A 12,187-nucleotide genomic window follows, 5' to 3' on the forward strand; every position below is an offset into this window, starting at 1 on the left:
TATTCTGGAAAACGATCAGGTCCGTGCGGTATTTGATACCAGAACCATGAAATTATTATCCTTCGCCGGTTTAAACGGCGGAAAAGAACTGATAGATGAGCAGAATCCATCGGCTTATTTCCGATACGTAGAAGAAAGTGATACCGAGGAAATGACCGCATGGATCGTTGGACGGTATTCCAGAATCACAGATGTCAATGAAGAGGCATTTGTCAAGGTGACCGGTAAAAAACTCACGGGTCTGAACCGGTACCTGGTTTATGAAATGGAATATGAAAAATTCAGGCTGAAGGTCAAGATCATTTTAAATGCAGGCGATACCTTAATTCGCTACAAAATAAAGCTGGACTGGCTGGAAACAGGAGAGAAAAATAAGAAAATCCCACAGCTTCAGTTCTATACACCTTTTGGCTATGAAGCGGAAGAGTTCCTCTATGATATACCGGCAGGTTCCGTTTTAAGAAAAGAACTGGGTCATGACGTTCCCGCCATTTACTATGGAGCCCCAATCCCGAAAATCGGAGATACCGCAATAATGGTGACAACGGATTGCAAATACGGCTACCGGGGCAAAAACCAGGTGCTGTCAGTGGATCTGGTAAGGGGATCATTTGATCCGGATCCGTATCCGGATCTGGGAGAACATTTTATCAATATTGGCATAGGTATCGAAAAGGATTACAGCAGAGAAAATTTCTTAAAGGCAGCAATCCGATTCTCGCATCCTATTTATGCAATGTCGGGTACGATTCATGGAGGCACGGCAAAACAAAAAGAAAGTTTCATGGAAGTTACCGGAAATGTAAAGATTTCTTCTGTCAAAGCAGCTGAAGATGGAAGCAATGCTGTGGTAGTCCGGGTGTATAGCTGCAGTGATGTCCAGGAAAGGGTAAGCCTTAAATTTTTAGAAAAACCGTTATCTGCAGGATTTACCTGTCTGACAGAAAAAGAATGTGAAGAATCAGCGGTTGAAGTAGATGGATGTGAAGTGAGGGCGGCACTGCCCAAATATGCGCTCCGTTCTATAAAGGTATGTTTTTAAAGCAGGCTGAAAATATTATTTGGGGATAATGCAGTACCGCAGACCCGTCTGCGGTATGCAAGGGGCATAAGTATGGAACAGAAAGCGTTCCATACTTTTTATTGAAGCAGTACCGCAGACCTGTCTGCGGTATGCAAGGGGTATAAGTATGGAACAAAAAGCGTTCCATACTTTTTATTGAAGCAGTACCGCAGACCCGTCTGCGGTATGCAAGGGGTATAAGTATGACAAAAAGAGAAATTTTAATCGATTATGTAAAAAACGGCGGGCAGAGATTTTTGTGCTCGCCGCAGATCGGGGCAGGCGCAGGATTTGATACGAAGATTGCAGAGAAAACCTGGATTGGAGATACCACAATTGAGGATACCAGGAATGCCTGGGAGATGTTTGACGTAATCCCGCTTTACAATTATGAACTGCCGCAGCTGCACGAACTCACCCCGAAGCTGCAGATGAAAAATGTGTGCGGACCGGGAAAAACAGCGGATAGAAGGCTAACCCATAAAAAGTTAATTACAGCGCTGGGTTCTCTTACATCAGAAATCATTGAAGATGAAGGAAAGGGTGCTTTGGCTGTAAAATATTTTATTACGGAAGAAGAGGAACTTGAAATATTTGAGTATTATCTGGACTGTCTTTTAGAGGTGAAAGATTTTTCCCCAATTACAGAGGGAGTGAGACATATACGCAAAATAGTGGGAGAAGACAGCGCCCTGGATTTGCAGTGGCCGATGCAGCCCTATGAGCTGCTTTGTTTTCCAAATACAGTAGATACTGCCGTGTTTGCACTCACTTGTCCGGATATTTTTAAAAGGCTGATGGATAAGATCTTAGAGCTTGATGAAAGGCTGCTTCTGGCGGTTTCAAAAGGGGGAGCGGACTTTGTTTTTCTGGGAGGACCCGGTTCGGAATTAATATCCCCACAGTATTACCGGGATTATCTGGTTCCCTACTCGAAAGTCGTCACCGAAATGGCTCATAAGAACGGGCTGCTGGTGTATACCCATATCTGCTCCAAGATCGAGCCAATGCTTTCTCTTGGATTTTATAACGAAATGGGGATTGATTTGTTTGAAACACTTTCAGAAGAACCGGTTGGAAATGTAAAGTCTATAGAAGATGCATTTGAAAAATTAGACCCCAAGATCTGCACCAGAGGAAATATCGGACTGGATAAACTTCTTTTGGGTACACCAGAGGAAATTAAAGAAATAAGTTTTCGTATTCTGGAAACGGCAAAACGGTTGGGCAGAAAGCACATTCTGGCAGCCAGTGACTATATGTTTTATGATACTCCTGTTGAAAATGTCAGAGCCATGGCTGAAGCAGCAGCCGAATTCAACGGCTGCCCTTCAAATGATTTGGAGTAAAGAAATGTCCGGCGAAAAATTCGTTTAACAGACAGCAGGCGCTGCCGATTACCGGAGTTTTCATACCAAAACTGGATTTTCGAATGGAAATATACTTGTGGCTGGCAGCCAGTATTTTGGCATTTACTTCCTGCTGGATGTATGATACGTAACGATCCGGCAGGTAGTAGCCCTCATGCCCCAGTATAATAATCTGAGGATCCATCATATTGCAGGTATTTATAATTGCATAGGAAAGTTTTTCAGCCATATCCTGAAAAATTTCATGACATGCCTCCTGTTTAGAGACGGAAATAAAATCGGAGAAGGTGAGGGAAGGGTCATTGCTGGCGAGCCGCAATTTTTCCAGAATTACCGGCATGTTAATATAGGCTTCCAGACAGCCCCTTCTTCCGCAGGAACACAGAGCGCCCTCATAATAAATGCCCATGTGTCCGATTTCTCCCACAAAGCCGCTTTTGTTCTGAAACAGCTTCCCATCCGATATAATGCCCGATCCAATGCCATTGGAGATGCCCAGATAGACAAAGTTTTTGGTATCTATACACATTCCAAACAGCTTTTCGGCAAGTGCCGATGCGTTCATATCATTGTTGACAAATACCGGCATCTGAAAGCAGTCCTCCAGGATAGCCTTAATAGAGTAGTCTGAGATATGGAAGAAATTTGTGGGTTTTAAAATGACTCCTTTTTCCGCATCCAGAGGTCCGATGGAGGAAACACCGATTCCAAGGATGGTATCGGTTGTCACGGCGGAAGCATCCTGAATTAGCTTTATGATTTTCTGTGTGAGGGTATTAGCAGTCTCTTCACAGAAAGGGGTAAATTGGTGATATAAGATTTTGCCGGTTATCTCTGTCAGGATACAGTGAACCGCATCCCGGGACAGGTAAATTCCAATGACCTTAGGGGCGTCCGGTGCGATATCCAGTTGTACCGGATTTCTCCCGATATTGGTGTTTTCCTCAATCTGAGATTCACAGACATAGTGTTCCTCGATCAGTTCATTTACGATGTTCGTCACAGTCATCTTGGATAAATGAATTTTAGAGGCAATCGCTGCCCTGGAATAGTCTTTTCCCGAAGCGATCAGCTGCAGTATAATGCCGCGGTTTGTATTTTTGACATCTGTGTGATTAACTCCTTTACGCAAGGTATTGCCCTCCATTAGTATATTGCTTTTAATAAAATTTAGTAAAATAAATTTACAAAATAGTTCCATTAAAATGTTACAGAAGAAAAAAACAGGCACCATATAAATAAAAACTCTTTATTAATTCAATTATAACAAATAGCGGTATTGAGAGTCAACCTATATTTCGTAAAAAAACCAGAGTATGTCAGGTAACAGAAAAATCATATTCGTCAGATGAACACACCGCAAAGTGTGATTTTCCTGATGGGTAGAAATAGGAAACTACAGGCTTTGTCATCAGGAAAGGAAAACAATTATGAATAAGAGGGTTTATCAGGAAGTTAAGGAACAGGCATTAAAATATTATAAGAAAGCAAATATTGTTTTGACACCGGAAGAAGTAGAACGGATCGAGGTGGCGGATTTCGGGTTAAATGATATCTACCGGATTGGTCTGGAAAGTGTAGTGTACATAAATACGGACCGTTGCTGTTCAAAAGAAATGGTGCTGCTCCCCCACCAGACCTGCCCGGAGCATCTTCACCCATCCGTAGGGTATAATTATGAGGGGAAAGAGGAGACCTTCCGATGCAGGAAGGGAGAAGTATACCTATATGTGGAAGGAGTTCCAACAGAAGATATCAAAGCCAAACTTTTACCGGATCAGCCAGGATTTACCGTATTTCATGAGATCTGCTTAAAAGAGGGAGAACAATATACCCTGTATCCCAATACCAGGCACTGGTTCCAGGCAGGAAGAGAAGGGGCAGTTATCAGTGAATTCAGTACCCATTGCTATGATGAGTATGATATTTTTACGGATGGCAGGATTAAAAGGATGCCGGTGATTGAGGAATAAAACATGCCTATCGTATTCCCATATGAATTTACAAGATGCCAACACAAGTTTTGCATTTGACAATTGGACTCAAAAGTAATATTATATGAAACATAAAAGGAATAACCGCCCTAAGTCAGGTAGTTATCCTTATAATAAGGGTTTGTCCTTAACGGACGCTGCCTACCTTGTTGTTGTGAACAGGGTAGGCTTTTTTTATTTCTGCAAAAAACCAAACAAATTCTAATTCCGTTCTTCAAAAAAAATCCCAGGAAACAAATAAAACCAACAAAAAACAAAAAGAAAACTTGCAAAACCACATCACTTTGTAGTATAATACTTATATAATTTTTAGAAACTTACAGTAGAGGTATTTTACAGACAATTACCCGGTACAACGGTTAAAAGGTGAAAACATGAAGAGGTCAAAAAGAATTGAAACATTAGACAAACGCCCGGTCAATATGGATGGATTTATCAATGAATGGCCGGAGATGGGTTTTGTTGCTATGAAAAGCCCATATGACCCGAAACCTTCTATAAAAGTAGAAGACGGTGTCATTACGGAACTGGATGGAAAGAAAAAAGCGGACTTTGATTTCCTGGATCAGTTTATTGCAGAATATGCGATTAATGTAGAGAGAGCAGAGCGATCTATGGCAGTGCCGTCTTTAGATATTGCCCGCATGATCGTGGATATTCATGTATCCAGAAAAGAGATATTAGAACTTGTTTCCGGGATTACACCGGCTAAAATGGTGGAAGTCATCAACTATCTGAATGTGGTAGAAATGATGATGGGTATGCAGAAAATGCGTGCCAGAAGGACACCGGGAAATCAGGCACATATTACGAACCTGAAGGATGATCCGGTACAGATCGCGGCAGATGCGGCAGAAGGTGCACTTCGGGGATTTGCGGAAGAAGAGACTACGGTGGGAATTGCGCGGTATGCTCCGTTCAATGCGATCGCACTGCTGATCGGTTCCCAGGCGGGAAGAAAAGGTGTATTAACTCAGTGTGCGGTAGAAGAAGCCACAGAGTTAGAACTTGGTATCCGGGGACTCACTACATATGCAGAGACACTGTCCGTTTATGGTACGGAAAAAGTCTTTGTAGACGGAGACGATACGCCTTATTCCAAAGCGTTTTTAAATTCAGCATATGCGTCCAGAGGACTGAAAGTCCGTTTTACTTCGGGAGCAGGTTCCGAAGTATTAATGGGAAGCACCGAGAAAAAGTCTATGCTTTATCTGGAGTGCAGATGTCTCTATGTCACAAAAGGAGCAGGGTCACAGGGCATTCAGAATGGTTCCGTCAGCTGTATCGGTATAGCAGCCAGCGTGCCGGCTGGAATCCGAGAGGTTATGGGTGAAAACCTGGTAGCTGCACTTTTAGGACTGGAATGTGCGTCTTCCAATGATCAGAGTTTTTCCAATTCGGATATGCGCAGAACTGCAAGAACAATGCTGCAGTTTATGCCGGGTACGGATTTCATTTTTTCCGGTTATGCGGCTGAACCCAATTATGATAATTTATTTGCAGGTTCGAACTTTGATGCGGAAGATTTTGATGACTATAATGTAATCCAGCGTGATATGCAGGTAGACGGCGGGCTTCGTCCGGTTACGGAAGAAGAAGTTATCCGTGTCAGAATGAAAGCGGGTAAGGCTGTTCAGGCAGTGTTTAAATACCTGGGGCTCACTGAGGTTACGGATGAACAGGTAGAAGCAGTGGCATATGCACATGGAAGCAAGGATACCTTATCCCGTGATGTGGCAGCAGATCTCATGTCTGTAGAAGATATGATGAAGCGTGGAATCACAGGAGTTGATATTGTAAAAGCCCTTGCAGACAGCGGATTTGAAGATCTGGCACAGAGCATACTCAATATGCTGAAACAACGTGTTATTGGAGATTATATGCAGACATCGGCAATTCTGGACGAGCACTTTAATGTACTTTCCGGGGTGAATACGCCGAATGATTATATGGGACCGGGTACCGGATATCGTGTGGATGGAAAACGCTGGGAAGAAATTAAAGCAATTCCTCATATTATAGATCCGGAACAGTTTTAGGAGGTGGCAGAATGGAATTAAATGAAGAGTTAATACAAAGCATTGCAAAGGCGGTTATCGCACAGCTTGGCAATCATCCGTCTGCCGCATCTGCAGAAAAAAGCCATACTGTTGTAAAAACCGATTATTCCGGCTTTCCTCTGGCGAAAAAGGGAACGAATCCAAAGGAAGTAGTAATCGGAGTGGGACCTGCTTTTCAGAGAGAGATCAGCGCTACAATTGTTGGTCTGGATCTCAACGAAGTATTGAAGAACCTGAAAGCGGGAATTGAAGAAGAAGGCATGGTACCAAGGGTTGTAAAAGTACTGAAAACTTCAGATGTTTGCTTTATGGGTCTGGAAGCAGCCAAGATCAGCGGTTCCGGCATTGGAATCGGACTGCAGTCGAAAGGAACGGCTGTTATCCACCAGAGAGACCTCTATCCGTTGTCAAATCTGGAATTATTTCCCCAGGCACCCCTTATGACACTGGAAACTTACCGGAAAATAGGAAGAAATGCAGCCAGATATGTAAAAGGGGAAAAGGTAACTCCCATTGAAAGCATTAACGATCCTATGGTTCGCGCAAAATTCCAGGTGAAGGCAGCGCTTATGCACATTCGTGAAACGGAACAGGTGGACAAGGAAATACCAATTATTGAATGGGAGGAAGCATAGATGAGATACCCATTAGGACAACATGAAGCAGAAAGTATTACTTCTAAGACAGGTAAAAAACTGTCGGATATTACCCTGGAGCAGGTGCGAAAAGGAAATATTACGGCTGATGACATTAAAATTTCTAAGGAAATGTTAAAGAAACAGGGTCAGGTGTCCAAGGAAGCCGGAAATGATCCCATGGCACTGAACTTTGAGCGTGCCGGAGAACTGGTGGATGTTCCCGATGAAGTCATTCTGGAAATGTATAATAAATTACGTCCGAACCGTTCCACGAAGCGGGAACTGGTTGAGATGGCGAAGGAACTATTGGAGAAATATGGAGCGGTACACTGTGCAAAACTGGTTATGGAAGCTGCACAGGTGTACGAGAAACGAGGGATTCTTCTGTGAAAATAGTTGCAGGTGTAGATATTGGCAATTCCACAACTGAAGTATGTATCGGTTCTTTTTCACAAGAGGGCAAACTGCGCTTTTTATCCAGTGCTTCCCGCATGACTACAGGAACCAAAGGCACTGTGGCAAACGTTCACGGGATAAAAGCAGCACTTCTGGAGGCGATGGGCCGTATTGACCGGAAGGTAAGCGAGATAGAACTGATCCGAATCAATGAGGCGGCACCTGTCATCGGGGATACGGCGATGGAAACCATAACGGAAACCATTATAACCGAATCCTCTATGATTGGGCACAATCCTTCCACACCTGCGGGAGCAGGACAGGCAGTGGGATATTTACTGCCGCTGGAACAGATTTCGTCTGCAAAAAGTGATGTCCCCTATATACTTACAGCTCTCAGCCGTTTCAGTTATGAAGAGGTTGCAGGAATTATTAATAAATACAGCGGGCGCATCAGCATTAAAGGTTTGATACTTCAGGCGGATGAGGCTGTTCTTGTAGAAAACCGGATTTCCATTGAAATTCCGATCATCGATGAAGTGCGTCAGATTGAGCGTGTACCGGCTGGAAAGCTTGCGGCGATTGAAGTGGCACTTCCCGGACAGGGTATCAGTATGCTGTCCAATCCTTATGGAATCGCAACACTTCTGGAACTTGGACCGGAAGAAACCAGAATGGTTACGCCCATTGCAAAAAGTTTGATTGGAAAGCGAAGCGCTGTAGTAATCAAGACACCACACGGCAACGTAAAAGAAAATATTCTGCCTGCAGGTGATATTTATATAGAAGGAACCACCTCTTTAACGGTTAATATTGATGCAGGTGCAGATACAATTATGGATACCCTCTCCCGTGCCGGAGAAATCCGGGATATCAGCGGGCAGCGGGAAACAAATGTGGGAAATATGCTTTCCGGTATTAAAAAAGGCATGGAAAAAGTGACGGATGAGAACGGTCAGGATATTCGCATCACAGATATACTTGCGGTGGATACCCTGGCACCTGTACAGATTTCCGGCTCTCTGGCAGGAGAAATGTGTATGGAAAAAGCAGTGGGTATTGCAGCAATGGTTAAAACCAGGCAGCTGCCCATGGAAAAGATTGCAGATGAGTTAAAAAAGGAACTGGGGATATATACAAAGGTGGCAGGAGTGGAAGCTGTGATGGCTACGCTGGGTGCCTGCACGACCCCGGGAACACAGCTGCCCCTGGCAATTCTTGATCTTGGCGGCGGTTCTACGGATGCAGCGATGATTGATGAAAAGGGAACGGTCAGAACGACTCATCAGGCCGGAGCAGGAGAACTGGTATCCATGCTGATTCAGACCGAACTTGGACTGTCTGCAAGAACAACGGCGGAGCAGATTAAAAAGTATCCGCTGGCCAGAGTGGAAAGTCTGTTTCATATGAGGCTGGAAAATGGAGCGATGCAGTTTTTTGAGGAATCCATCGATCCCAGGTATTTTGGGAATGTGGTACTGCTTCATCCGGAAGAACTCATAAAGATAGAAGAAGATATACCAATGGAAAAAATAGCGGCTGTAAGGCGGGAAGCCAAGAAAAAAGTTTTTGTACGTAATGCAGTCCGGGCTTTGACTCAGGTTGCGCCTGACCGGAATCTCAGGAAGATTCCAAATGTGGTATTGGTGGGCGGTTCGGCAGAAGACTTTGAAATTCCCCAGATGCTGATGGAGGAACTTTCCAATTATAAGATTGTCTGCGGACGGGGGAATATCAGACGCTGTGAGGGTCCCAGAAATGCGGTTGCCACGGGATTGGTGCTTTCTTATCTTGGAGGAAGCAGATGATTGCAAAAAAGCCTTCCATTCTAATTTGTGGAAATCATCCGGACAGAGATCTGCTTCGGGAAATCTGTGCAGGCATAGAAGAAGAAGGCGTCTTATACGAAGTAATGGAATTGGAATCTGAGGATTTGGATGAACTGGCATACGAAGCGGCATCAGAGTCTATTTTAGGAGCAGGTATCGGGATCATCGGTTCACGTGCAGCCATGCAGATGAGAGGCTTACATAGAGGACAGAATGTATTTGAAGTCAACTACCCAAGCTTTGCCCAGTGCAGGTCACTGGGAGCAAATAGCGCCAGAGCAATTAAAAGAGTAGCTTTTAAAAAGGTATATGATGTATAATAGGACTGCAGCTTTAAAATTTGATTGAAATATCTGGAGGGATCACGTATGCTGGCAATTGAGAGAAAGAATGAGATATTATCAATTTTACAAAAAGAACAAAGAGTATTAGTGGCGGAACTCAGCCAAAAATACAATGTAACAGAAGAAACAATCAGAAGAGATCTGGAAAAATTAGAAAAAGAGGGTTTTGTGAAAAAAACCTATGGCGGTGCGGTGCTGAATAAGCATATCACAATGGACATGCCCCTGAAAATCAGGGAAAAGACCAACCGCAAAGAAAAACAGGTAATTGCGAAAAAGGTAGCAGGACTGATTGAAGAAGGGGACTGCATTATGCTGGATAGCTCTTCCACCTCCCTGATGATAGCACAGGAGCTTAAGAGGATGAAAAAGCTCACGGTTATCACCAACTCTGTGGAAGTTCTCATCGAATTATCCGGAAATGAAGGCATTCAGGTGATATCCACCGGTGGAAATTTAAGAGACTCATCTCTTTCCCTGGTTGGCAAAGCGACGCAGGAGGTATTGTCTCATTATTATGTGGATAAAGCTATTATTTCCTGTAAAGGTGTGGATATCGAAAAAGGAGTCACAGACTCTCATGAAATGGAAGCAGAAGTAAAAATCGCCATGCGCAAAAGTGCGAAGTCAACGATTTTGGCGGCTGACAGCAGTAAAATGGGGGAAGTCTTCTTTGTAAAAGTATTAAATCTGGAAAGCGGAGATATACTTGTGACTGACAAGATTCCGGAGGAATGGCGTAAATCTTTGGCAGAGCGTGGTGTAAAAGTTTTATCAAATGAGGATGAATAAACTAGAAATTATTTAATGTGGTTTCTATGATTATAAAAATACAAATTTTAAAATTTAAATGAGAGGTGCTAGACATGGGAGAAGTAATTTATAATTTGGCGTTTGATTTTGGAGCGTCCAGCGGAAGAATGATTTTAAGCAAATATCAGGATGGAAAAATAGAATTAGAGGAATTACACCGTTTCGCTAATGATCCGGTTCGTGTAGGAAAGAATTTTTATTGGGATACCTTCCGTTTATATCATGAATTAAAAACAGGATTAAAAAAAGCAGCAGCTAAAAAAATCCCGATCCAGAGCCTTGCAATTGATACCTGGGGAGTTGATTACGGTTTAATTGATAAAGATGGCAACCTCATCGGCAATCCGGTTAACTACCGTGATGACAGAACGATTGGTGTGATCGAAGAAGTGGGCAGGATCGTTCCTTTAAAAGATATTTATGCAACCACCGGAATCCAGTTCATGAATTTCAATACGCTGTTCCAGATCTATGCTGATAAACAAATGCGCCCGGACATTTATGATAAAGCAGTACGCCTCTTATTTATGCCGGAACTTTTTGGATATTTCCTCACAGGCAGGATGTACAATGAGTACACAATGGCAAGTACCGGACAGCTTCTGGATGCAAAAAACAGAGACTGGGATTACGAGCTGATCGAAAAAGTTGGTCTTAAAAAAGAGTTATTCGGAGAGTTGACAAAACCGGGAACCGTAATCGGGGATTTATGTCCGGAAGTAATCGAAGAGACTGGTCTTTCAGGTGTGAAGGTGATTGCAGTTGGAAGCCATGACACTGCATCAGCAGTAGCAGGAACTCCATTTGAAGAGAAAAATGCGGCATTTTTAAGCTGTGGAACCTGGTCACTCTTTGGTATGGAAATAGATGAGCCTATTTTAACCGAAAAATCATTTGAATATAATTACACAAACGAAGGCGGTGTAGAAGGTAAAATCCGTTATCTGAAGAATATCAACGGATTATGGATTATGCAGAACCTGCGTAAAAACTGGTGTGAGTTCGAGGGAGATGTATCCTTCCCGGATATCATCAAGGCTTCCAGAGAAGCAAAGAGACAGGATTTCATGATAGACCCTAATGATCCAAGATTTACAGCCCCCTATAACATGATGAAAGAAGTTATCGCATATTGTGAAGAACACGGACAGGGAACACCGGAAGGACTGGGAGAAATTGCGATGGCGATTTACAACGGCCTGACCAATGAATATGGTGCAACCATCAGAGGTCTGGAAGTATTGACAGGCGAGACAATACCATGTATAAATATGGTAGGCGGCGGTATTCAGGATCAGCTTTTATGTGAACTGACCGCGAAAGCAACCGGTAAGAAAGTAGTGGCAGGTCCGATTGAAGGTTCCGTTCTCGGAAATGTAGTAATGCAGTTAAAAGCTATGGGAGCAATTGAATCCTTAGAAGAAGGACGTAAGGTTGTGAAAGCATCCTTTGCACAGCAGGTACATATTCCGGCATAAGATCCGTTTTATAACATTGGTTTGACAATTTACAAGCCAAAACAATGAATTTTTTATCCCGGCGGTTGATAAAGTCTGAATTTGTTCAGGTGTTAAGGACTGCCGGTGTCATGTTGATATAACTTAGATTGCCGGATTTACAAAAAACCGGCATTACAGATGCGAGGTTTGAAAATATGGGCATTACGACAAAAAATGGTGA

General features: G+C 43.2%; 11 protein-coding genes. 10 read left to right on the forward strand and 1 reads right to left on the reverse strand.

Translation table 11 applies throughout. The features are described 5' to 3' along the window. Both ACH2DQ_RS26975 and ACH2DQ_RS26980 read left to right on the forward strand, forming a co-directional pair. Nucleotides 1-1,042: glycoside hydrolase family 38 C-terminal domain-containing protein (locus tag ACH2DQ_RS26975; protein ID WP_395028683.1), on the forward strand; the 1,042-nt coding region annotated here is incomplete at its 5' end. 224 nt (nucleotides 1,043-1,266) lie between these two features. Next, nucleotides 1,267-2,412 carry a uroporphyrinogen decarboxylase family protein gene (locus ACH2DQ_RS26980; RefSeq protein WP_394912375.1) on the forward strand — a complete coding sequence of 382 codons (1,146 nt, stop codon included), beginning with the start codon at nucleotides 1,267-1,269 and terminating at the stop codon, nucleotides 2,410-2,412. Here the strand turns inward: ACH2DQ_RS26980 and ACH2DQ_RS26985 are convergent. After that, a complete protein-coding gene (locus ACH2DQ_RS26985; RefSeq protein ID WP_394912374.1) occupies nucleotides 2,381-3,565 on the reverse strand; it encodes an ROK family protein in 1,185 nt (394 codons plus the stop codon). The two genes, ACH2DQ_RS26980 and ACH2DQ_RS26985, sit on opposite strands and share 32 nt — an antisense overlap. Nucleotides 3,566-3,863: 298 nt before the next feature. Here ACH2DQ_RS26985 and ACH2DQ_RS26990 point away from each other — a divergent pair, with 298 nt between their 5' ends. From ACH2DQ_RS26990 to ACH2DQ_RS27025, 8 genes are all read left to right on the forward strand, one after another. Then, nucleotides 3,864-4,406 (forward strand): D-lyxose/D-mannose family sugar isomerase, encoded by a 543-nt coding sequence (locus ACH2DQ_RS26990; protein ID WP_394912373.1) that lies wholly within the window; start codon nucleotides 3,864-3,866, stop codon nucleotides 4,404-4,406. Between the two features lie 395 nt (nucleotides 4,407-4,801). Then, complete coding sequence (locus ACH2DQ_RS26995) at nucleotides 4,802-6,466, forward strand: propanediol/glycerol family dehydratase large subunit (RefSeq protein WP_394912372.1); 1,665 nt, start codon at nucleotides 4,802-4,804, stop codon at nucleotides 6,464-6,466. Nucleotides 6,467-6,477: 11 nt separating this feature from the next. Continuing rightward, nucleotides 6,478-7,122 (forward strand): propanediol/glycerol family dehydratase medium subunit, encoded by a 645-nt coding sequence (locus ACH2DQ_RS27000; protein ID WP_394912371.1) that lies wholly within the window; start codon nucleotides 6,478-6,480, stop codon nucleotides 7,120-7,122. Then, nucleotides 7,123-7,515: a diol dehydratase small subunit gene (locus ACH2DQ_RS27005; protein ID WP_394912370.1), complete on the forward strand. Its 393-nt coding sequence runs from the start codon at nucleotides 7,123-7,125 to the stop codon at nucleotides 7,513-7,515. Further along, nucleotides 7,512-9,329, forward strand: a complete 1,818-nt coding sequence (locus ACH2DQ_RS27010; RefSeq protein WP_394912369.1) for a diol dehydratase reactivase subunit alpha — start codon at nucleotides 7,512-7,514, stop codon at nucleotides 9,327-9,329. The genes ACH2DQ_RS27005 and ACH2DQ_RS27010 overlap by 4 nt, the downstream gene beginning before the upstream one ends. Further along, on the forward strand, nucleotides 9,326-9,670 hold the full coding sequence (locus tag ACH2DQ_RS27015) for a glycerol dehydratase reactivase beta/small subunit family protein (RefSeq protein ID WP_394912368.1): 345 nt from the start codon (nucleotides 9,326-9,328) through the stop codon (nucleotides 9,668-9,670). The genes ACH2DQ_RS27010 and ACH2DQ_RS27015 overlap by 4 nt, the downstream gene beginning before the upstream one ends. Before the next feature lie 48 nt (nucleotides 9,671-9,718). Further along, nucleotides 9,719-10,486 carry a DeoR/GlpR family DNA-binding transcription regulator gene (locus ACH2DQ_RS27020; protein ID WP_394912367.1) on the forward strand — a complete coding sequence of 256 codons (768 nt, stop codon included), beginning with the start codon at nucleotides 9,719-9,721 and terminating at the stop codon, nucleotides 10,484-10,486. A 74-nt stretch (nucleotides 10,487-10,560) separates the two neighbouring features. Continuing rightward, entirely contained in the window at nucleotides 10,561-11,985 is a 1,425-nt protein-coding gene (locus ACH2DQ_RS27025; protein WP_394912366.1) for a rhamnulokinase family protein, read from the forward strand. Nucleotides 11,986-12,187: the final 202 nt, after the last annotated feature.

Source organism: Robinsoniella sp. (assembly GCF_034124845.1).